Here is a 24,058-nt window from a genome sequence, read left to right on the forward strand (position 1 = left end):
ATGATAGAAGGATATTAATACAAATAGTAATAATTATCAATAACAATTGATAACAAACTTAGTACCTCCCTTATATGAGTCAGTAAAATACCCAAGCGTTATTGATAATAAATGATATGTGATACAGGCTAAATATGATTCAATTAAGTCACTGGTTCAGCTCAATTTATGTTTCTTTAAAAAAAATTTCCTATCTAGTCCATTAATCCCTCTAAATCTATTTCAGCTTGAGGTAGCACAATATTATTATCTGCCATAATATCTGCAAGGCTTCGAGCATCTTCATCAAACTCAGTCCAATCGGGACGTATCGCATCCATATTGACTGTGGCATCTTTTATAGCAACTACTGGGAATGTACTGGTGTGAAATGCAAGAAGTGCTTGACCTTTATCACTCATTAACCACTCGATAAACTTAAGTGCCAAGCCTACATCATTCCCTTCTTTTGTTAAGCCTACCGTTATTGTATTTGTCATCGCACCACGATTAATTTGATTCGTCCACATCAATCTTATCGGTGTAGATGGATTTGTTTTTGCATGCCGCCAAAATACATCACTATCAATGACACCCACATCGCATCTCCCCTGCTCGATTTCACGGATAATCTGTTCATCATTCGCTATTGGTTTACCCATGTTCAACTGCCATGCAGTAACAAATTTTTCGGCATTCTCCCTGCCTCTAAATAACATCATCATTTTTGCAATAGCCTGATTCTCTGGATTTTCTAGGGCGGTCATACACAATCTACCTGCCCATTTAGATGCACTAAGTCCTGCATAGTTATGAAGTTCAGGTTCATTAACCTTATTTTTATTAAACACCAAAGTGCGTGCATACTTAGTTAACCCAAACCACTGTCCATTTGGATCCTGATATTGACTTGGAACAGACTGAATTAAGACCTCCGAACCAATAGGCTGTAGTCGCTTCAATTTACTCGCCGCACCCATGCTATAAGCACTGTGCATCAGCAGCATATCGATATCTTTAGGCAAATCGGCAGGTCGGTTATCAAGATTATTGTTGGTGCTGTCCTTTGTATTAACTTTGGTTGGGCTTTTAGTACTGGCGTTAATATTGTCTTTAATAGGGGTAGCGCTATCGTTATTTAAGGGGCTATTATCCGTATTTTCAGGTAAACGACTCTCGGTATCCCCTATTCCAGGAGCATCTGGCCTGTTAGAGTTATTAGGGGGTTGCCTGCCTGAGACGTCAGTTTGAAAGAGGTAAGTTTGAGTAATATCTGATGCATTAATCGGTACCCACTCTATATTAACACCGGTAAGCTCCGTGTAGGCCTTACTAACAGGGCTTAATAATGTTACATCCATATCAGTACCAATTTTTACATCAGGTTGCACCTTATGGCTTACCAAATCAGCAGTATCCACCACGTCTTCATGGGAGCGGCGCTCTACGCTATCACATCCCACTACAAGAAAACTGATGATAGTGGCATAGGCGATTGGCTTTATGAAAGTATTAAGAGAGTGACCCATGAGAAAACCTAGAGATAATGAGTTTTATACGTAAAGAAAACTGGATTAAGAGACACTATAAATCATCCATTGAGTTGTTTATATATTTCTATCGCTGTCAGTATATTTATACCGTTGCTTGCACCTGTATATTTTGCGCCTGTATACCAGTAAATGAAACGGTTACAAATAACGGCCACATAAGGCATTAACTACTGCTTCGGTGCGCAAGATACGATTGCCCATATTAACGGCCTCGCAACTATTTCTGCAAAGTAAATCAACCTCAAAGTTTATCCACCCTCCCTCAGCACCAATACAAAGTATTTGTGGTAAGCCATTTTCGGTCTGATAAGCATTAAGAGTATTTTGCGCATAGGGGTGTGCAACAACCGCTCGTTTGTGCTGAGCTAACATTCTCAATTCATCTTCCACAAATGGCCTAAATCGCTTTCGTAGAGAGAGTTTGGGAGGGATAGTATCCACCCCTTGTTGCAGCCCTTCAACTACAAACTCATCAAGCCGGGCAAGTAACGGGCTTTGCCAGTAGCTTTTGTCAGTCCGATAGCTGTTGACCAGTATAATATGAGCCACACCAACAGCTGTCATGTCCATAATAAGACGGCGCAGTACTTTTGGTCTGGGCAGTGCAAGCACAATTGTCAAATCAAGCTTTGCCGGTGGCGCCCTATCACACTGAATATCAACCAATGCAATCTGATCTATTTTATTTTTATGCTTTTGCGGGCATGAAGAAACATTGGTAGTCATATTAGCAATACGTGCTGTGCCGATATTACCTGACATAATCCCGACTTTTAACGTGTCGCCAATGGTTAGATTCAAAACCTGTGTTATGTGCTCAATTTGATTTTGATTGTCTAAAATATACTCAGTACAATGAGTGGCTAGTGAAGGCAGTAGAATACAGTTCATTAACTTTTTTCTGCCTGATTATGTTTATTGTTAAATACCTCGGTAGGGCTCGATGCACTTGATCGGTTTGATGAGTCTAATAAGCTAGACGAGTTTGATGACTTTGAAAATTTGGCTAAAAGTACAGTTTCAACGAGCTGGAGTTGCTTTTGCATTGCTGTACTTTTATGAAACACCAACGCTTGGCCTTTTTCGCCTGCTTTATAAGCTTTTTTGGGATTTAACAGCCAATCACTTACCAATGCGGCTAATTCAGAAACGACCGTATCAACATTGTTTCCTGATTCAACCACTCTTAAGGCGCCGACATCACTTAACGCCTCTACAACCTCATCACAAGACTGGGTGTATTTACCCATAATAATTGGTTTGGCTAAGCTTGCTGCTTCAACAGGGTTATGCCCCCCTATATTGACCAAAGAACCCCCAATAAAAGTCACATCAGATAATGCATAGCATGACTTAAGCTCCCCCATTGTGTCCGCTAAATATACTTGGGTTTCATCGCTGATCAGCTCATGATAGCTGCGTCTATGATAGGTCAAACCTGAGCTTTTAATTAGCTCTGCCACAGCGTCAAAGCGTTCTGGATGACGAGGCACTATGATTAATAACGCATTGTTTAGTTTACCTTGTTGTAATAACTGTTGATGCGCTTTGATCACTCTATCTTCTTCGCCCTCATGTGTACTCCCAGCTACCCATATAGGTCTGGAAAATATGTGCTTATTATCAACAAATTCAGCCAATGACGAGTCCATATCTGTCAGATTGTCATTTTCAGACGGTTGAGTTTGTCCAAGTAGTTCATGTGGTATAGGAGCCCCTGTTGACCATTTTAACGAATCGGCAATTTTAACTTTTTTAGCGTCAGCACCCAGTTCTATAAAGCGCTTAGCAGACAACATGTCTTGTGCAATAATCATGCTAAGATTTTGCATCATACTATGACTCACTGCCGCAAACTGCTGATAACGTTCAAATGACTTCTGCGATAATCTACCATTCACTAATACAGAAGGAATAGACAATCGAGTTAATAACTCTAAAGTCGTCGCCCACAGCTCTGTTTCCACAAACATCGCTAGATCGGGCTGAGCAACTTTCAAAAACTTGTTAACCACAGTGACGTCATCAACTGGTACAAAAGTATGTACCAACTGTTTCGATGCTATAGCCTCAGAAAATAACGTTTGAGCACGTTTAAAGCCTGTTTGGGTAGTATTGGTTAACCAAACAGCCGCCCCTTTTTGTAAAAATACTTTAAGCATGGGTGCAATGGTATTTGTTTCGCCAAGTGATACCGCATGACACCAAATGCAAGGGGCATTTGCATAGATTGCATCCTCCAAACTCGTTTTCTCAGATCGCATATTACCTATTTGAATACCATAAGGGCTTGTGTCAAGCGTCGTCTCAAGCCTAGTGCTCGTGTCATATGTAGACGGTGTGACCGGATTGTAGGGCAAGTTTTTTGGAGGATTTGGATAACCATGACCAAAGCGAGCATCTATCTCTTCGGAATAGTTTGCCATAGGTAAACCTTGCTTAGCTGCGTTTTTATAACGACGCCATAAAGCAACATGATAAACAGGCTTTAGCAGTTTAATCAGCACCTTATAATACCAAGGCACAGGCTTAACGTGCTCAAACCCTAATTCAAACACCTGATTCACATCAAGTACGTCTGTTAGTGCTCCTGTCACTGGGGCTTCAGTAGGTTTTAATCGGTTATTATTAGGTTGGTCAGGCATATATGACCCAAATAGATAGCTGTAGAGAATGAAACGTTAAAAGAAAATTGTGATTGGCTATTTTAACCTATTAACCCTATTTAAAGTAGCAAGCTATTCGTACTTTCATTGGTTATAAATCAACAAACTGCTTAAATTAAGTTTAAATAAACAGACAGCTTATCGGGTTATGTATAGCGTCTGCTGATAGCCAAACCTACAGCAGCAAAGCAATAACCAAACAAACTATAACCGAACCCACAACCATTATAAGATAACGTTTATCCATTTTTTCGGTATTGTTTTTCTCTGCAATCAACAGTTGTGTTGTCTGTAAATCTTCCAACAGCTTAGTAGCCTCAGGATGTCCATTTTCTGCCGCCAGCTCTAACCACTGCTTGCCCATTGCAATATTTTGCATACAACCTAAACCTTGATAATAAAGACGGCTTAACTGTCTCTGAGCACGTATGTCTCCAGCATTTGCTGCCCGTTGTACCAATTCAAATCCTTTTTGCTCATCTTTATCTACCCCCTCGCCTTGAAAATACTGGATAGCCAAACTAAGCATAGCACTGGTATGCCCAGCATTAGCCGCACTTTGTAATGCCGCAACTGCATCTAGCAGCGTCGGCATAACGTTTGTTTTGCTTGTATTATCTTGAGTCTTAATCGCAGCTAAAGCCCTTATCGCCTCGCAGTACATGACCGTGTATTTTGCCTCGACATTATTTTGTGAGGCTTCGATTACCTCAAGCTCGTATTTTAGGGCTTTGAAATCATCTTGCGTAGCATGTGCAGGAGGTATGGAGCGTGTGGCAGTTGACGGTCGCAAATCAGCAGTATGGCGTTTCTCAGCAATTTTATTCAAGCTATCGCTACCTAAAGCCTCATAAGCTGCCTCTGTTTGATCAGCAGCAACAGCACCGTCTTGTTTTAACGTTAAAGTCTCGCTAGGTAGCTGTGCATTATGCCCTTCAGACTTGAGCGTTTGCTCATTAGAATAATGTGGCTTGCCAGTTACAAATTTGGGATGCTGACCCCTTATATGCTGGCTTTGTATACTGCCTTCTAAACTGTTGTTTATAGTTAGTTGTGATGATTGGGTGACAGACTGATGCGTCGTGTGATTAGTAGTCTGATTAGTCTTGATATTAGTCTTGTGATTAGTAGTCTGATTAATAGTGTCATTGGTCAACGATTCGTTTACTTGAAGGTTTACAAAATTGTCTTGTTGAGTTGAAGTTTGCATTGCTGACTCAGAAATGATGCCATGCTCTGTTGTCGTTAATACTTCAGCAGAAATGTTATTATTATTTTTCTCTTTACTGATTTCTCTAAGTGAAGCTGGCAGCCGTGTATTTACCGCCTCATAAAGACTTAATGCAATGGATTGGCCTAGCACAGGGGGCATTTTTAATTTTTTACCAAACAGTTTAACCGCTATAGGTTCCAATACAAAAAACAGCTGTTCAAGATTTGTGTCAGTGCTATAACTGAGTGCCATGAAATGAAATGGATTATTGGGATGGATATTAAGTGATGGATATCGACTCAGCAACTCTGCTTGACCTACCCACCTGCCCGTTGTCTGCCAAGCTTCTGTGAGTATTCTACCCATGTAAAAACCAATAAATAGAACCAAGTTGTGACTGCGTGACTCTTGCATAAAAAAGTCAGGACGTTTTTTATTATGAAGCTGAATCTCCTCTAGTAAAGCATCAATACGCTTTAGACTGTCCATACTGCCATCAAGGTTACATGACCTCAATTCATATTCAAATGCCACGCCACTATCTATCGGATGCTCATTGATGAAATCTTGCCAATAAGCGTCAGCGATATAATCCAGTGGACTTTTTTGCAAGCTTTGACCTGACTCTCTTTGACCTGACTCTCTTTGCATTGATTGACCTTGCACTAAGACGCCTTCACCAAACTCATTGTCGAATGAGTTTGAAACGCCTGTCTTTGAGCCATCGATAAATTTGTTATGCATAATCAACTCTTGAACATCTGGTATTGGTAATTACTATAAATAATAATCGTCTATAAATAATAACCATCTATAAATAATAACCTTCTATAAACAATATAATGCGCGTACGATATAGCCCAATGGCATAGTTATAATAATGGACTAAAGAGTCGAATACTATTATCAAAAAGTTTTAAATATCCTGAACGCTTACTCCATTCTTCAGCATCAATCCATTCACATTCAGCGATATAGGCATCATGACAAGCCAAAACTTGCGCCACTACCTCAGGGGTGTAAATCGCCAAACTAATTTCCATATTAAGATAAAAACTGCGCATATCCATATTGACGGTGCCAAATAAACAATAGTCTTCATCTATTACGACCGTTTTAGCATGCAACAAACCACCGGTAAATAGCCCGATTTTGACCCCAGATTCCATCAATATCGAATAAGAGGCCTGTGAGGCATGCTGCACGAGAAAAGAGTCCACTTTTTTAGGGATAATAAGTGTGACTTCAACCCCTCGCTTAGCTGCTGTAGTCAAGGCAGATAGTAAAGCCTCATCAGGAACAAAATAAGGTGTGGTAATTTGAATTCGCCAATTAGCACGGTGCAATACCGTGAGCAAGGTATTATATATAACGTGTCCAGTTAGGCGCGGTGCTGACGGAATCAACTGTGCGATAACGTCATTCACTTTTGGCAAGTTATCTATCTCAAAAGTATGTATTGCCGATGCACAACGTATGTGATTATCTGGATTAGTAATAGGATGACCTATAGATTGGGTACTTTTTATACTTGTCTTGAGTGCCGATTTAAACGCGTCTTGACTTACCTCACCCATAAGCGTATTGCTATGCTCAGAGCTTCCTAAAGACTCATGCTGGCGTAACTTTCGACCATATTCATCGCTAATATAAACATTCGATATTTTTTGCTTCAAAGCAACAGGTGCTCTATCGTTTAGATCGTTAATGGTCGGTTTTGAACGGAACAATAACTTACGAGTGTAATTATTAATGCGCTCATCAATACGTTGGCCCAGTACAATGAGATTACTGCTGCTTTCAGCACTGATATCGGTCACACAAACTGCCGTTAACGCACTTACCACGCTAAAAGGTTGATCGGTTTTTATACGCATAACAAGATCAATCCATTGCCCTACACCTTGATCCTGCTTAAAAAATTGCGAATCCACTAAATTAAAACTTCCGGTATAACCAATATATTCATCAATAACCACGATTTTTCGATGATTACGTAAATCACTACGTTTAAATAAAGTTTTAAAAAGCCCTACAGGTAGCGATTGATGAATAACCACACCTGCTTCGGTTAGCACTTCAAACCAATCATCTGTAAAAAAACTGAAGCTACCCACGCTATCCGCTAATATTTGACATTCAACACCACGATTAGCGGCATTTAATAAAGCCGTAAAGACGTCTTGAACTCTCCCTTTAGGAAAGATGATATAAAACTCCATCAAGATTAATGACTGCGCATTATTAATATCTTGAATTAAATAATCAAAGGTACATTCAGCAGAGGTTAACAGCTGCATTGTATGGTTATTATATACTTTGAAGCCCGTATCTAGAGTACCAATCCGGCTAACACCTTGATATCTTTCTGGTAGCATTTCACTAATTTTATTGGCTTGCGACTCATCTTGATTGTTCATTTTACTGAGCAGATGTTGTGCTTGTATATTACGTGCTTTATAACTTCTACCTAGGTAGGGCTCGCCCACCAACAAATAGGCAATGATACTGGCAACTGGGATAACAAACAGTAATACAATCCACGCAATAGCCACACCTGTATTGCGCTGCGTACTTATAATACGCACGATAATAAAGAGGGTCAGGGTAAAGTGAATCAATACGCCTACCCATGCCCAGTCTTGCAATGAGATGTCCTGTATCCAGTGCCCAGCACTCTCTGCATAGTGGATGACGTCTATATCATTTAACAAGCTTACAGATAGATATGGAGGATTGTTTAGAGTAAATAACATATGCTCATTCAAATCGTGACATTCAATGCTAGGTTACTTGTTTGTCAGCCAAAATACTATTACTGACTGTATAAATGTATTAATAGGATGGATATCCTAAGAACTTGCATCGAAGATATTAGAAAAATATTAGAAAGAAATTAAAAATATATTAGAATATGTCCTTATTTACAGTAACTTACCACTTATGGATCACATAGACTTTGCAATATATCATGATGTTAGAGTAAGTAATTGAAAGGATTATCGAATCGGCAAACTTATCAATCACTACGGCCTTAACCTCGCTTAGCCTATCGTACTATCCGTTGATTGCCTTGTATCGATGTTAAAATTCTTTGACTAAAGCACTGAACTCAAATAATTTTGGCTTCAATAAAAAAGCGTTATACACATTAAGTACAACGCTTTTAAAATTAGTTTTTATGATAAATATTTAAGCAAAATACTCAATCTTTAAATCATTCTGATGGCACCATCGATGCGAATAACTTCACCATTTAGATAGGCATTCTCAATAATATGACCAACTAGCTTAGCGTACTCTTTAGGTTGACCCAAACGTTTGGGATACGGTACGCTGGCCTCAAGCTCGACACGCGCTTTTTCAGGAATACTTTTCATCATTGGCGTACCAAACACCCCTGGGGCAATGGTCATAACCCGAATACCATGACGGGTTAACTCTCTGGCAAGTGGTAGCGTTAACCCAACCACGCCTGCTTTAGAGGACGCATAGCTGCCTTGCCCAACCTGACCATCATAGGCAGCAATTGAAGCTGTATTAATGATAATACCTTGATCTTCATTGTTTGGGCCGCCAGCCGCAGCAACACGCTTTGCAATACTAGCGGCAACCAAACGTGCCACATTAAAACTGCCAACCAAGTTAACTTGAATACCTTTATTAAAGTCATCAAGATCCGCAGGATTGTTATCACGGTCTAATAGCTTCTGTACCAAAGCAATACCTGCACAGTTAACACAACCATCCAGACTTTCAAACTCAGTCTCTGCTAACGCTACGGCTGACTGAACGTCATCACCACTGGTCACATCACAACGTACAAATCGGGCGCTACTGCCTAACTCTTCAACCAGTGCCTCTCCTGCCTCATTATTTAAATCCGCAATAATAACATTGGCACCATTTTCCACTAAATGGCGTGTCGTTGCTTCACCCAAGCCTGATGCGCCACCCGTTACTAAAAAAGTTTTTGATTTGATTTGCATGGTAAGTCCTTATATTTTAAAGTTTTTGATTGGTCTGGTTAGATATCAGTCTATAAGTTATATTCATTAATTTAACAAAAAAGTAGCTAAAGTATGATTATCACCGTTTATTAGCGCTATCTTATCAAAGTACTAATGATGTCGACGTAACAAAAAGCGTTGGGTTTTACCACTTGGGGTTTTGGGTAGGGACTCAACAAACTCAATTTGGCGTGGAAATGCATGTGCTGACAGGCGTTGATGAACCAGCGTTTTTATTTCTTTCGCAAGTTCATCCGTACCGTCATACCCTGCTTTTAGCACGACAAATGACTTGATAATATTGCCACGTTCTTCATCCGGTATGCCAATAGCTGCGGATTCTGCAACTGCCTCATGTTCCATAACGCAATTTTCAACATCGGTTGGTCCAACACGATAACCTGCAGTAATAATAATATCATCATCACGTCCTGAGAACCAGAATGTACCATCCTCGTGTCTCTCTACGATATCGCCCGTTAAATAGTAATCCTCATGGAAGGCATTTTTTTCATTCCAGCTATAGCCTTTAAAATAAAAAGCGGGTGATTGACTGACCACAATGGCAAGTTGACCTTGAATACCATCATCGACTTCTTTCATATCATCATTAAGTACAACTAAAGTGTGACCCGGTAAAGGTTTACCCATAGACCCTGTCGGCACTTCGTGTTTTAACGCATGATGCGCACAGCACGTCATGCCTGTTTCGGTTTGTCCATATTGATCACAAACTTTACAACCCAGATGATCTGTGACCCAGCCAACGACCTCTGTATTCAAAGTTTCCCCAGCAGAGTTAGCCACTCGTAAGGACAACTTTTCCGCCACGCCTTCAAACACACCACTGGACTTCATCATTCTAAACGCTGTTGGCGATGACGCTAGGTTAGTAATGTTATGACGCAGCATAAAATCTAGCGTATTTTGGGCATCGAAACCTGCCTCATTAAAATAAGTTGTCATACCCATCAACAACGGGCCAGTCACTCCATAATATAGCCCATAAGCCCAGCCAGGATCTGCCATGTTCCAATAGTTATCAGAATCACGTAAATCAATGGCATAACGCATATATAAATAGAAAGCAGGCAATGCAGATAAGGGGACGCTAACCCCTTTGGACTTACCTACTGTCCCAGATGTGAACATTTGCAAAAAGGCGTCATCCGGGGTTAATTTAACAGGGTCAAAGTCAGTCGGCTGACTAAATGCAGCATTAAAGTCATCGTCATTATAACGATGTTCTGTATCAGATTCTGTGACAGCATCACTCTCTTTGGTAACCAATACCATTTTTGGTAAATTGGCAATTTCTTCAAATTTATGACGATTATCTGGGTTAGTGAACACAACTTTGGTATGGGCTTTCTCTAAACGATATTCAATGGACTCCACACCAAATGCGGTAAATAAAGGCTGATAAATCGCGCCAATACGCCATGTAGCAAGCACGACAATTAACAACTCAGGGGTGCGTGGCAGCATTGTCGCTACTCTATCGCCACGACCAACGCCATATGCCTTAAGCTGATTGGCAACTTGACCACTTTTTTCTGCCAGCTCTTTGAAGGTTAGCCGCGTTTGAACGCCCTTAGTATCTTCATGTACTAAAGCAGTTTTATCGCCAAGACCATGACGTACATGACGACCACAACAGGCAACATAAGCATTGCTCATATCATCAAGATGGTCATTAAATATCTCTTTTAATAAAGACTGCTGATTAAAATCATTGTAATACTGAGCATAAGGCAGAACTGGCTCAGTGGATAAAACAGGGTTAGTCATATTAGCTATTCCTTTAGCTTGTTTGGATCATTAGATTTATGAGAGTCTAAGGGCTGTATAGAAAACATATATGACACTGACAGTGCTTATTTTTTAGACGGCGCTTTGATAAACCTGAGCCAAAGAGTGTCTGGTTTAGCCACGCAAAATAGACATTACTCAACGCAGTAGCGTTATAAAATAGTCCTGACCCTACACTCGGTTACCGCTCTACCTTGCGGACAAACAAAGTAGTACTTTGCTATATGTCTCATTTGCCATTTGCCGCTCAGCAGTATTTAGTTCTCAGCAGTGTCTATAAATGTTTGCTATACAGCATAGCCCTATATTAATACCGCATTTTTATACTTATTTCAATACATAACGTATCACTAAAATAATTAAAATGATTGTAAACAGCAAAATTTGAGTTTGCTGACACTTTATAGAAGTAAAAATTTAAAGACAGACACAGTTAAGCTATTTACCATAAGTGCATAGATAAGCCGTCTCAACCTCGACTTTAACCTTAAATTTTTGATTAGCCTCAATGGTAAAGCTCTGATTTTCATCAAAAGTTCGCCATTCATCAGAATTTGGCAGTTTTACGATTAACGCCCCGCTCACAACAGTCATGGTTTCAAATTTGCTAGTACTAAACTCGTACTCTCCAACCTCCATAACCCCTACAGTAGCAGGCAAAGTCGCAGTTTGAAAGGCAATTGAGGTCACTTTATTATCAAAATATTGGTTAATCGTCGGCATGAAAAATCCTTAAGATAGTAAATTATAGTCGAGCCATGTTAATTGCAATATTAACCGCTTCAGTAATCCATTATACTAGATAGCCTTTATAATAAGTTAATTGATAATTCCCTTAGCTTATATTCCTCACTTGGAGTCTAAATTGAACGCGCCCACTTATACTGTATTATTTCTTTGCCAAGAAAACTCTGCCCGTAGCTTGATGGCTGAAGCTATGCTAAATAACTATGGTAAAGGCCGTTTTCAGTCATATAGTGCAGGTATAAGCCCTGCTGCTGAACCAAATCCTATTGCCATAAAGCTATTACAACAAGAAGGGTTTGCCACTGATTATTTAATACCAAAGCATTACAGGATGTTTTTAGAGGATGATGCGCCAAGTTTAGACTTTGTGTTTACCTTATGTGCCAGTAGTGAACAAGAAGCCAAGTTAAATATTTGGGATGAATTTAGTAGTGATACTATTACCGCCCATTGGCACTTTAACGATCCAAGTACTCTAGGCATCAATGAAGAAACTGAGCGTGAAGCGCTGATGCGTGTGCAACTGGAAATATCTCAGCGCATCAGAATGTTTATGATGTTACCAGATGAGAAACTTGAACGTCTTGCACATTTTCATGATCCTCATAACTAGATACACACTCTATGGATATAAGTGTTTATGATTTTGCAAGATATCGTACAGCTTGAAGGGCATATTCAAACCATATATCTGGCAGTTTACGATGATAAATTGCTACTGCTTGATGGCTGCTGCCGATCAGATGTACCCATGGTACTTGGTTATATAAAACAGACGTTAAAGCGCCCAATAACTGATCTTAAAGTTGTCGTCGTTACCCATATGCACCCTGATCATGCTGGCGGTGCAATAGCTTTTAAAAAAGCCACGGGATGTCTGATAGTGTCTTCGAGAAAAAATACCCAGTGGTATAGAGGAGTGAATGGGCGCATCATGCAGGGTGTCGATATATTAATGGCTCACTATGTAGCCACACGTTTAAACAAACAAATTAAATATCTGGGTTATCCTCGTTATCTAACCCCTGATGTGACAGTTATCGATGGTGATACTCTGCCGTACTTTGATGATTGGCAGGTGTTTGAAACGCCAGGACATACCGATAGGGATTTATCTATCTACCATCCTGATACTGGTCAAATTTATACTGCAGATTTGATTATTAAGCTGCGTCACAAATACGTAACGCCTATTCCCATTTATATTCCACGCGTTTATCAGTCCTCGCTTGCTAAGGTTAAAGCCATTAATCCTAAACAAGTCATGATGGCACATGGTGGGGCTCATTATATTGAGCCTGAGGTTTTTGATGATCTGATAAAGCGGACGCCTAAGGTGCCCAAAACTTTTAAAAGTTCAATCAATCACAAGTTGTTTTGGTGGTTTCAGACAAAACAAAGCGTTGATGACCATAGCGAGCCCACTTAATTTAATAACGTTAACAGGGTCATGATCATAAATACTACTGAGTGTTAAATACGACCACTTACCTCGCGTGTCATCTGTCAAATAATTTCATGGCTATTTAACAACGTTTCTAACGCTATCTGTCCATTATCTTAGTATGGGTCACTTATTAGCATCGATAACTTACCCTACCAACATAGTGATGATGAATATAACCGAATCCAGCTATCTTCAAAAGGCATTTACCACCGCTGGTGCAGGGTCATCTTCATTAGATATTTGGGAGATAAGATAGAGACTCAGGGTTGGTAAAAGTATTTAACCTGCTGCTGGCTCAAAGGTCTATTAATAGACAGACCCGTTAACGAGCCAAGGTCACGTAACGAAAGCGCTATAAGCTCAAAATGAAACACTATAAGCAGTCGAAAAACGTGATAAGAACCTATATTCATAAGCTAAAGTTAGGCTGTTTTAAAATAGAATGAGTCAATACGAGGCACTATTAAGTTAAAAACTCGGGTTGAATAGTCATTCTATTTAATCCTACTTTTAACGCAGTAGTGGCTTTTTTTAGGCGAAAATAACCAATTTTAGGCTGTGAATACAGGTTCTAAAACCAACAAGTTAAGTGTCTGGAATCAATTTAACTCATCAAATATCAGCTAAGAAATTACAGGGGCTAAATTTAATTGTGTTGACCACAAAAACGTTCAAACAGAACCTGCATTACTGCCATCGCATCATCACTGGCGATACGATAATAAATTTGCCTGCCTTCACGCCGCGTAGAAACCAGCCCATTTTCACGCAACACACCCAGCTGCTGTGATAAGCTTGGCTGCTTGATGCCTGTCATTTTTTCTATATCTTGAACGCAGGTTTCCCCTTGTACCAGCTGACATAGTAGTAATAGTCGATCTGCATGAGACAATGACTTAAGCAATAAGGATGCTTGACTAGCGGACGCCCTAATAGTATCTATATCCATGAATTCAATATGCTCTCTGACTTTGTCTTGGACATTCTCTTGAATATTGTCTTGTATACTCATAAGACTATTAAGATCTTCACAATTTGTCGCATCTAAAACTCTATCCCTAATCATGTATAACTCTCCAACTTACCTTTTATCTTTTTCGTTTATCTGACGCTTGGCTTTGCTAAGATTTAGTCTGAACCATCCTTAGTACTCTTTAACCATGATTCAGTATTAACCACGACTCAGTAGTTTACAGTATTAGTATAAATATTTTTATTATATTTATTTACATAGTATTTTTATATATGTGTACTTTATCCGATGTTCTCAATGATTGGCTTGATTAACAGTGTTAGCCAAAATTAAATCAGTAAAAAATTAATGACGTATCAATAAAATTTATTGTCAGTAACCAAACCCTAAAGCCCTGCCTCATAGAGTCCCTGAGAACTGATAGCGGCTTCCTGCATGCCACATTTTAACGAACGTAACCACTTTTCCTGAAGAATAGGTTTGGCGGCTAATCAATAAAGCACACTCCCCATCATTAATCTGTAATGCCTCGGCAACCTCTTTGGGTGCTGCAACCGCTCTAATACTATAACTGCCGCCTTCAAGGGGCGCTTTTGCAATAAGATAATCACTAGTATTTGTGACAGTAAAGTCTTGATGAATAAATTCTGGTACTAAATCAGCATCTACCCATCGCTCTTCGAACTGGATAGGAGCGCCATCGGCAAAATGTATAATTTTTACTTCAACAATATTTTTAGACTCATGTTTAGTACTTAGTTTAGAGGCCTGCGCTCGCCGCCCGACTTTATTTTGATTATTATCATCAAGCATGGGTTTGATAAATCGAGATAACACATTTGGCGATATATCAGTAGGTAATAAACTTCGATGAACGATAACTTTTGCTTTGTACTGTTTCTTATCTGCTTTTATATCAGCAGCAATATTCCTTACCTCAACTATCGTATTATTATATTGCTGTTGGGCAACAAAAGTCCCTGAGCCCTGCCGACGTTGCAATACTTGATCTTCACTCAGCTCTTTAAGGGCTCGGTTTACCGTCATGCGTGACACACCAAACTGAAGTGCTAAAGCATTCTCAGTGGGTATCATCGCCCCAGCTTGCCATTTACCGGAATGAATATTTTTTAAAATACTCTCTTTAATACGCTGATAAGCGGGTTTACTACGCTTAGATATTTTTTTATTCGTCGACATGAGTTAAAGCTTATTATTTGTGGTTAGGGTCTGTTGCACATTAAACGCTTTACCACTAATGAATTAATTTATTACCCAGATTAAAACAAGGTTTATGAATTTAGAATCAAAATGTCCTATATCGCACTATTGTATAGTATTAATCGAAACTCTGTCATTAAACTGCCATCTTCAATGCGGCATATTCTTGCATTTTATTATAAAGGGTAATTAAAAAAACGAGAAAAATGCTTGCATGATTTTTTTATTCTTGATAATTTGTATATACAACTTATATTAACTATTTTTTCTCTAAACACACCCCGCCTATAAAGGATTATTGATGACTAATTCTAAATTTACCCGTCGAGACGAAAGCCGTGAAATCGCTTCACCCACTGGTTCTACCTTATCGTGTAAAAGCTGGTTAACTGAAGCACCTTTTAGAATGTTGCAAAACAACTTGCATCCTGATGTGGCCGAAAACCCAAAAAGCTTAGTCGTATATGGCGGTATAGGCCGTGCCGCTCGTAATTGGGAAAGTTATGACCAAATTTTAGAATCCCTTAAACAGCTTGAGGGCGACCAAACTTTATTGGTACAGTCAGGCAAACCGGTGGGTATATTCCAAACTCATGAAGATGCCCCGCGCGTATTGATTGCTAACTCAAATCTGGTGCCTAAATGGGCAACTTGGGAGCACTTTAACGAGCTTGACCGTAAAGACCTATTTATGTATGGCCAAATGACGGCGGGTAGCTGGATTTACATTGGCACTCAGGGCATCGTACAAGGTACTTATGAAACTTTTGCTGAAGCAGGACGTCAACACTATGGGAGCGAAGATATCCGCTCCAATAACTGGGAAGGTCGCTGGATTCTAACAGCTGGCCTCGGTGGTATGGGTGGTGCTCAGCCGTTAGCGGCTACCTTTGCAGGTGCGGTCTCTTTAAATATTGAATGTCAACAAAGCAGTATCGATTTTCGTCTGCGAACGGGATACGTCGATGTTCAAGCTAAGGATTTAGACGATGCTTACCAGCTCATTAAACAGCATACTTCTGCTGGTAATGCTATTTCTATCGCTCTACTGGGTAACGCTGCAGAAATTCTTCCCGAGATGGTAAAGCGTGCTAAAGCAGGCGAAATTAAACCAGACTTCGTGACCGATCAAACCTCAGCACATGACCTCATTAACGGCTACCTGCCTATTGGCTGGACGGTTGATGAATGGAAAATAGCGCAAGAAGATTCAAGCAAACACGAAAAACTGGTTAAAGACGCCGCTCACTCCTGTGCCATCCACGTTCAAGCTATTTTAGATTTTCAAGAAATGGGTGTGCCAGCAACTGATTATGGTAATAATATCCGTCAAGTAGCCTATGACACAGGCGTTACAGATGCCTTTAATTTTCCCGGTTTCGTACCTGCCTATGTGCGCCCCCTATTTTGTCAAGGCAAAGGTCCCTTCCGCTGGGTAGCGCTATCTGGTGACCCTGAAGATATTTATAAAACAGACCAAAAAATTAAAGAACTATTCCCAGAAAATACTCATGTTCATAAATGGCTGGACATGGCAAACGAGCGTATTAAATTTCAGGGCTTACCTGCCCGCATTTGCTGGCTTGGGCTAGGCGAACGTGATAAAGCAGGGCTGGCTTTTAACGAAATGGTTAAAAATGGCGAATTAAAAGGCCCTATCGTTATCGGACGTGACCATTTAGATACCGGTTCAGTAGCCAGCCCAAATCGCGAGACCGAAAGCATGAAAGATGGCACTGATGCGGTATCCGACTGGGCACTTTTGAACGCCATGCTAAACGTTGCTGGCGGTGCAACTTGGGTATCACTGCATCACGGAGGCGGCGTAGGTATGGGATATTCACAGCATTCAGGCATGGTCATTGTGGCAGATGGAACTGATGCCGCCGCCAAACGTCTTGCTCGTGTATTAGTCAATGATTGTGGCTCTGGGGTTATGCGTCATGCTGATGCAGGGTATGAGCTTGCCATTAAGACTGCTAAAGAATATGGGCTTAATTTACCAATGATTGGGTAGCTGTTTTAGCGGCTTAACTTGTTGGTTTAACTATATTTTATTTAATTAGAGTTTTACTTAATTAAAGGCTCCTATCATCAAAACAACGCTGTTACCCTGAAAGACTCTTTAATCTTAAAGCTTTGGGGTTATTTGCTTCAGAACGCAAATAATACTATAGAGCTTAAATAATACTGATAAAAACAACCTTACCAAATCTAAAAATAAATAGGGTAATGAAAACGAGTGCAAACGCTAGGCTTAGCTGTTTTTATTAAGTGAGTTAGAGTTAGTTTGTTTTTTGGAAAAGGTACAATAATAGTCATATAAATTTTAAATTATAATACAGGATAACCTTATGCACCCTTCTCAATATCTAGTACTGACGCCTCGCAAACTGACGTTTACGCAGTTGCGTAAAATTTATGATACGCCTGTTCAAGTACGTTTAGATGAAGATGCTTATAAAGATATTGACGCCTCGCAAGCAGCTGTCCAACATATTGTCGCGCAGAATAAGAGTGCTTATGGCATCAATACCGGCTTTGGACTATTAGCGAAAACACGTATTAGCGATGACCAATTGGGCCTACTACAATATAATTTAATCGTTTCCCATTCTGTGGGCACATGCGAGCGGCTTGATGACGGTGTCGTGCGCTTGATAATGGTCATGAAAGTGGCCAGTCTTGCCCAAGGCTTCTCGGGTATACGCCGTGTGGTAGTTGACAGTCTAATTGGGCTGATTAACCACAATATTATTCCGCATATTCCTGCCAAAGGCTCAGTGGGTGCATCAGGAGACCTAGCACCATTATCACACATGACCTTAACCATGCTGGGACAAGGTACAGCGTATGTTAATGGTCAAGAAATGCCAGCCAGCGAGGCTTTGCAACAAGCTGGCCTTGAGCCATTAACCTTAGCTGCAAAAGAAGGTTTGGCACTGATAAACGGTACTCAAGTATCCACTGCACTTACCTTGCGCGGCTACTTCCATGCTCGTGATTTAGTGGCTTCTGCAACCGCAGTGGGCGCTCTGTCAGTCGATGCAGCTCGTGGTTCTGACGCACCATTTGATGCCCGTATTCATGACGTTCGAGGGCATCATGGTCAAATTCAAATTGCAAAAGCACACCGCAGACTTATTGAAGGTAGTCAAATTCGAGCCTCGCATGCCGAAGATGATGATCGGGTTCAGGACCCTTATTGCCTACGCTGCCAGCCACAGGTTGTCGGCGCTTGTTTAGATATCATCAATCACGCCGGTAATACGTTATTGATTGAAGCCAATGCTGTCACTGACAATCCGCTCATTTTTCAAAATAACGATAATGGTCATAATGATCCAGTCGCCATCTCGGGCGGTAACTTTCATGCTGAGCCCGTTGCCTTTGCAGCCGATACATTAGCGCTAGCTATTAGCGAGATTGGTTCGATGTCTGAGCGGCGTGTGGCCTTACTCATTGATGCGACTTTAAATGGTGGACTACCCCCTTTCTTAGTAGAAAACCCCGGTGTGAATTCGGGCTTTATGATTGCGCATGTTACCGCTGCCGCGTTAGCCTCTGAAAATAAATCTATTGCCCATCCTGCCAGTGTAGACAGTATTCCTACCTCAGCCAACCAAGAAGACCATGTCTCTATGGCCACTTTTGCTGGGCGCCGACTGTATGACATGATACAAAACACCGCTACCATCGTAGGTATTGAGCTATTATGCGCAGGTCAAGGTATTGATTTTCAGAAAGGGATGCACACCTCTAAAGCGTTGTCCGTGGTGCATCAACGCTTACGAAATAAAGTAACGTTTTATGATAAGGATCGCTACCTTGCACCTGATATTGAAGCAGCAAAACAGCTGGTATTATCCGGTGAGTTGAATACGCATTGGGCCGACTTACGTGCTGACTGGTTTTTACATGATTAATTTGATACCGTTTGAGAGAAATCAGTAATGTTGCTTAAATCATCTGATAGTCTATTACACGGCAAGCAAAAGTGCATAGACTTAAACTTAAAAAAAGGCATAGGCGTAGATCATACTCCATTTAATGCCACTCTATGGACAGGGCGCAATGAGCCGTATGAGTCAGAGCGTGCCTGTTATTGGTATCAGGTTGTTCAAGACGCTACGGTAAACACTGCCCCCGCAAGAATCTCCATTATTGGCTTTGCGTGTGACCAAGGGGTACGGCGTAATCTTGGCCGAGTGGGTGCCAAGGATGCCCCTCAGGCCATTCGTCACGCATTTGCCAAGCTACCAATCAGCCGTGCGCTACAAGATAAATATGATACTGACACTCGCAAATCATTAGTCGCTGATGTTGGCGATATCGTTTGTCATGACAATGACACCTTAGTGCCTGAAATCTTAGAACAAACTCAAGCAAAATACAGCGAACAAGTTACCAAAGTTATTGGCGAAGGTGGTTTTGTCATTGGATTAGGCGGTGGTCATGCCATTGCCTATGCCAGCTATCTAGGACTTTGGCATGCTTTAAATAAAACGATACCAGAGTCTACTTCACAAGTACGTCGTCCATCTAGTCCACCTAAAATTGGTATTATTAATTTTGATGCCCATTTAGACTTGCGCCAAGCTCCTAGCGGAACTTCTGGTACCCCGTTTCGACAAATAGCAGAACACATCCAGTCTTACAATCACACCCACCATCAAACTTTTCATTACTGCGCCATTGGTATCAGTCAATTTTCTAATACGGCTGCCCTATTTGACAGAGCGAGTGAGCTTGGGGTAATGATTATTAGTGATGATGACTGCTCTCGCCAGCCTTGGACTGCCATTGAACAACAGTTAGACAAGTTTATCAGCAATATAGATATACTCTATCTGACAATCGATATGGATGGCTTCTCTGCCAGTTGTGTACCCGGCGTTAGTGCCCCTGCGGCTAAGGGGATGAGTGTAGATTTTGTTGAGCGCTGTCTCGGGCATATCTTTGCTAGTGGCAAAGTTAAGGTGGCAGATATCGCTGAAATTAACCCCACCTATGATATTGATGGACGTAGCAGTAAAGTTGCTGCCCGTCTGTTGGCACTGATGATTGAATATTATTTATTGTTAGATTAGGTATCATGTTAATCATGCTCACTATTGGTAAGTTAGTAATACGTTTAAAGTAATACCTTTTCTGAAACAGAACCTAGATTTGTCAAACTCCCTTTGTCAAATTCGCTTAACGTAAGACTTGTCGTGTTTGCACTCATTTTTTTCGCTATCTTAATTTTCAGATTTGGTATAAGAAAACCTGCATCGATACGCCCCTCTTACCTTTTGGCGTAGGCTAAGGCCGCAGTTTACAAAGATTTATAACGAAGTAAGAAGTAAGAGTAAGGCGTTCATCTTAAATACTGGAGTATTCCATGACAGCTACTGCAACCACCCTGCCCTTTCCTGAAGAATTTGACACCCTTATCCTAAATGCCAATATAGCGACGTTCTCTAAACAGTATGGGTTTGATAGAGCTTTGTCAGGAGCTGGAGCATTAGACAATAAAAACGCTAAACACCACCGCCCCTATGGTCAAATCCTTAATGCTGCCATTGCTATTAAAGACGGTAAAATTAGTTGGATAGGTGACAATCAAGTCGCTCTTGACAGCCGTTCATACCAGCAAGCGATTAACAAGTTTGATAACGACACGGCTATTAATAACAAGGCTCTTGAAAATAAAATTGTTAATGCCAATGGTTACTGGATTACCCCCGGACTCGTTGATTGCCACACTCATTTAGTCTATGCAGGTAATCGCAGTAACGAGTTTGAAGCCCGCTTGCAGGGTATCAGCTATAAAGAGATTGCTGATAATGGTGGCGGTATCGTATCTACTGTGACAGCAACCCGAGCGGCCAGTTTTGACGAGCTGTATGCACAGACTGAGCGTCGCCTGCAAGCATTGCTTGCTGAGGGCGTGACTGGCATTGAGATTAAATCAGGTTATGGTCTCAACTTAGAGACGGAGCGTAAAATGCTACAAGTGGCTCGTAAACTTGGCCAAGACTATGGGATTACGGTAAAAACCACCTATCTTGCGGCGCATGCTGTACCTAACGAGTACAAAAATCAGCCTAGCGGTGCCGATGCCTATATCGATGAGGTGTGCGCATGGATGGCAATATTAAAGGATGAAGGATTAATAGATGCGGTGGATGGCTTTTGTGAAAATATTGGGTTTAGTAAAGTACAAATGGCCAAAGTATTTGATACTGCTAAAGCGCTAGGACTACCGGTTAAGCTTCATGCTGAGCAACTAAGCGACATGGACGGCAGTGGTTTGGTGGCACAATACAATGGGCTGTCCTCAGACCACCTTGAATTTTTATCAGAGAAAAATGTACAACTAATGGCACAGCATGATGTTGTCGCTGTCTTGTTACCCGGCGCATTTTACACGCTTAAAGAAACCAAGTTACCCCCAATGGACGCCTTATATCAGCATAATGTTGCCATCGCCTTATCAACTGACTGCAATCCCGGCACCTCGCCACTAACATCAATCTTAATGGTTCTAAACATGGGTTGTACACTGTTCGGTTTGACCCCAGAGCAAGCGTTAGCGGGAATAACCATTCATGCCGCTAAGGCGTTAGGTTTGGTTAATAAAGGGCGTATTGAAGTGGGTATGGATGCTGACCTAAGCTTGTGGGATATTGCCCGACCAGCAGACTTAGCATATCAGATGGGACTGAATTCCATTAACCGAGTTATGGTTAATGGTCAATGGAAGGATTAGGGCGCGACCTCATTGACATGCTATGGATTAAATAGGCTTAGTTAGCAAGAGCTAAGCGACTCATTTAAAAGTTAGGCCAAATAGGAGGTAAATCCATTTAACAGCATTTGCACAGCAATAGAGATAAGTATCATACCCATTAAACGCTCAATTGCTTTTAGACCACGATGACCCAGAATTTTATAAAGTTTCGTAGAGAAAAACAAAATTACAGCTGAAACACCCCAAGCAAGCAGCAACGCTAGCAGTGACTTAAAAATACTTTCAGGATTTTTTTCGGTTAATAAAATCAGCGTAGCTAATATAGATGGCCCAGCAATCAAAGGTATGGCGAGGGGCACAATAAAGGGTTCTCCATCGATATTATCATCACTCATAATACCACCAGGCTGAGGAAAAATCATGCGAATGGCAATAATCATCATTACCAAACCACCGCCTATAGCGACCGCCTCAGTACTTAGCCCTAACGTATGCAGTATGCTGCCACCCGCAAATAAAAATAAAACCATCAATCCAAGCGCAATCAGTAGCTCTCTGATAATAATAGGCTTGCGTCTATTTTCAGGGACTTTTTCTAAAACAGTCAAAAAGATAGGAATATTACCCAGTGGATCCATAATTAGAAATAGGGTAAGTGCTGCTGCAAAAATCTCCATCCGTTCTTGGCCTCAAATCAATAGCGTTTAAGCAAATAGATGTAGCTTATGCCCTATAGCTGCTCTATTGGTAAACAAAAGGACTTATTTTAACAGCGTTATGCGTACCTCGCTTATATAATTTACTTAAGGTCTCAAATCTTTCTAATAACGGCGTTTATTTTACTTTGTTTGTCTATAGTCAAAGAACTTTAAAGTAGTTACAAGGCAATCGAGTGCAAGTACTACTGGCGTAGGCTTAACGAGGTTAACACCGTAACTCTTTATAAGTTCGCCGACTATATCTAGTTTACCAATTGCTTTTCAAGCAATTGATGAATCTCAACTTTAAATTCTTTATCTTCGATTTTATTGGCGCTTACTTTTGCAAACTTCAAGCTTTCGATAGCAGCGTCTTTCTGGCCCAGCTCAAGTTGTAATTCAGCCATTGAAAATGCAATGGATGCCATATGGTCTTTAGAATTAATCGCCTTCGCTTTTTCCATCGCCTTAGCATAGATGACCAAAGCTTCCTCTAAATCTGCAGTAAAATCCGCCAGTGTTTCCCATTGTTCAGGATGATCTTTGCCATTAGATTCATTGTCAGCACAAACAGCTTGAAGCTGAGAATATAACGCATCAAACTCTGCTTGATTGCCTTTGCTATCCACCTCTAATAGCTTTTCTGCCAATACATAGATAGATCTGTATAGTTTGGTATTTATCATTTGTTCGCCTTATGACGTGCAGGATTGTAGTGGTTAAAGATTATAGTAGTTAAAAATTATAGTAGTTAAAGATTATTGTGGTTAAAGATTATGGTGGTTAAATAAGTACAGTTTTAAGATTTCATTTATTAATCTGTTAAAGGGTGGTTTAAATTGTGTTTACGACAAGTTTGAAGGATAGACAGAAGTTTGAATATGTTTGAATATTAGGTGCATGACGTATAGGGTTAATTCGTTCAAACTCATGTTAGCTCATGTGTTAAAAGCGCTATCGCTTTCATAAGTAGTCTTTCATGAGAAAACTTTAATAAACAATT

Annotated in this window: 18 protein-coding genes; 6 read left to right on the plus strand and 12 right to left on the minus strand. The window is 40.6% G+C overall.

Annotated elements, in window-relative coordinates:
• Nucleotides 1–194: 194 nt before the first annotated feature.
• From AC2SLL_RS02105 to ppnP, 8 genes are all read right to left on the minus strand, one after another.
• Nucleotides 195–1,508: an ABC transporter substrate-binding protein gene (locus AC2SLL_RS02105; RefSeq protein ID WP_486530024.1), complete on the minus strand. Its 1,314-nt coding sequence runs from the start codon at nucleotides 1,506–1,508 to the stop codon at nucleotides 195–197.
• Nucleotides 1,509–1,670: 162 nt separating this feature from the next.
• Nucleotides 1,671–2,423 (minus strand): 16S rRNA (uracil(1498)-N(3))-methyltransferase, encoded by a 753-nt coding sequence (locus AC2SLL_RS02110; protein ID WP_486530025.1) that lies wholly within the window; start codon nucleotides 2,421–2,423, stop codon nucleotides 1,671–1,673.
• Nucleotides 2,423–4,177: a 3-deoxy-D-manno-octulosonic acid transferase gene (locus AC2SLL_RS02115; protein ID WP_486530026.1), complete on the minus strand. Its 1,755-nt coding sequence runs from the start codon at nucleotides 4,175–4,177 to the stop codon at nucleotides 2,423–2,425. The genes AC2SLL_RS02110 and AC2SLL_RS02115 overlap by 1 nt, the downstream gene beginning before the upstream one ends.
• A 196-nt stretch (nucleotides 4,178–4,373) precedes the next feature.
• Nucleotides 4,374–6,155, minus strand: a complete 1,782-nt coding sequence (locus AC2SLL_RS02120) for a tetratricopeptide repeat protein (protein WP_486530027.1) — start codon at nucleotides 6,153–6,155, stop codon at nucleotides 4,374–4,376.
• A 128-nt stretch (nucleotides 6,156–6,283) separates the two neighbouring features.
• The gene (locus tag AC2SLL_RS02125) at nucleotides 6,284–8,167 is read right to left on the minus strand and encodes a phospholipase D-like domain-containing protein (protein WP_486530028.1); all 1,884 of its coding nucleotides are present in this window, start codon (nucleotides 8,165–8,167) and stop codon (nucleotides 6,284–6,286) included.
• Nucleotides 8,168–8,623: 456 nt separating this feature from the next.
• Complete coding sequence (locus AC2SLL_RS02130) at nucleotides 8,624–9,400, minus strand: SDR family NAD(P)-dependent oxidoreductase (RefSeq protein ID WP_486530029.1); 777 nt, start codon at nucleotides 9,398–9,400, stop codon at nucleotides 8,624–8,626.
• Nucleotides 9,401–9,532: 132 nt separating this feature from the next.
• Complete coding sequence (locus tag AC2SLL_RS02135; RefSeq protein ID WP_486530030.1) at nucleotides 9,533–11,212, minus strand: AMP-binding protein; 1,680 nt, start codon at nucleotides 11,210–11,212, stop codon at nucleotides 9,533–9,535.
• 459 nt (nucleotides 11,213–11,671) lie between these two features.
• A complete protein-coding gene (gene ppnP / locus AC2SLL_RS02140) occupies nucleotides 11,672–11,956 on the minus strand; it encodes a pyrimidine/purine nucleoside phosphorylase (RefSeq protein ID WP_486530031.1) in 285 nt (94 codons plus the stop codon).
• Between the two features lie 142 nt (nucleotides 11,957–12,098).
• Here ppnP and AC2SLL_RS02145 point away from each other — a divergent pair, with 142 nt between their 5' ends.
• Nucleotides 12,099–12,593 carry an arsenate reductase ArsC gene (locus tag AC2SLL_RS02145; RefSeq protein WP_486530032.1) on the plus strand — a complete coding sequence of 165 codons (495 nt, stop codon included), beginning with the start codon at nucleotides 12,099–12,101 and terminating at the stop codon, nucleotides 12,591–12,593.
• A 27-nt stretch (nucleotides 12,594–12,620) separates the two neighbouring features.
• Entirely contained in the window at nucleotides 12,621–13,409 is a 789-nt protein-coding gene (locus AC2SLL_RS02150) for an MBL fold metallo-hydrolase (protein WP_486530033.1), read from the plus strand.
• A gap of 664 nt (nucleotides 13,410–14,073) precedes the next feature.
• Here the strand turns inward: AC2SLL_RS02150 and AC2SLL_RS02155 are convergent.
• Both AC2SLL_RS02155 and AC2SLL_RS02160 read right to left on the minus strand, forming a co-directional pair.
• Nucleotides 14,074–14,376, minus strand: coding sequence for an ArsR/SmtB family transcription factor (locus AC2SLL_RS02155; RefSeq protein ID WP_486530176.1), 303 nt, complete (start codon nucleotides 14,374–14,376; stop codon nucleotides 14,074–14,076).
• A 423-nt stretch (nucleotides 14,377–14,799) separates the two neighbouring features.
• Complete coding sequence (locus AC2SLL_RS02160) at nucleotides 14,800–15,600, minus strand: UTRA domain-containing protein (protein ID WP_486530034.1); 801 nt, start codon at nucleotides 15,598–15,600, stop codon at nucleotides 14,800–14,802.
• 322 nt (nucleotides 15,601–15,922) lie between these two features.
• On the opposite strand from AC2SLL_RS02160, the gene hutU reads away from it, so the two are divergent.
• The 4 genes from hutU (at nucleotide 15,923) to hutI (ending at nucleotide 22,375) form a co-directional block, all read left to right on the plus strand.
• Nucleotides 15,923–17,638 carry a urocanate hydratase gene (gene hutU / locus AC2SLL_RS02165; protein ID WP_486530035.1) on the plus strand — a complete coding sequence of 572 codons (1,716 nt, stop codon included), beginning with the start codon at nucleotides 15,923–15,925 and terminating at the stop codon, nucleotides 17,636–17,638.
• A 337-nt stretch (nucleotides 17,639–17,975) separates the two neighbouring features.
• Nucleotides 17,976–19,547, plus strand: coding sequence for a histidine ammonia-lyase (gene hutH / locus AC2SLL_RS02170; protein WP_486530036.1), 1,572 nt, complete (start codon nucleotides 17,976–17,978; stop codon nucleotides 19,545–19,547).
• 27 nt (nucleotides 19,548–19,574) lie between these two features.
• The gene (hutG, locus tag AC2SLL_RS02175) at nucleotides 19,575–20,711 is read left to right on the plus strand and encodes a formimidoylglutamase (RefSeq protein ID WP_486530037.1); all 1,137 of its coding nucleotides are present in this window, start codon (nucleotides 19,575–19,577) and stop codon (nucleotides 20,709–20,711) included.
• A gap of 293 nt (nucleotides 20,712–21,004) precedes the next feature.
• Nucleotides 21,005–22,375: an imidazolonepropionase gene (gene hutI / locus AC2SLL_RS02180; protein WP_486530038.1), complete on the plus strand. Its 1,371-nt coding sequence runs from the start codon at nucleotides 21,005–21,007 to the stop codon at nucleotides 22,373–22,375.
• Nucleotides 22,376–22,446: 71 nt separating this feature from the next.
• Here hutI and AC2SLL_RS02185 read toward each other — a convergent pair whose 3' ends face one another.
• Entirely contained in the window at nucleotides 22,447–23,034 is a 588-nt protein-coding gene (locus AC2SLL_RS02185) for a YhgN family NAAT transporter (protein WP_486530039.1), read from the minus strand.
• Nucleotides 23,035–23,318: 284 nt separating this feature from the next.
• On the minus strand, nucleotides 23,319–23,741 hold the full coding sequence (locus AC2SLL_RS02190; RefSeq protein WP_486530040.1) for a tetratricopeptide repeat protein: 423 nt from the start codon (nucleotides 23,739–23,741) through the stop codon (nucleotides 23,319–23,321).
• Nucleotides 23,742–24,058 lie beyond the last annotated feature (317 nt).

This window comes from Psychrobacter sp. CX97 (assembly GCF_057396285.1).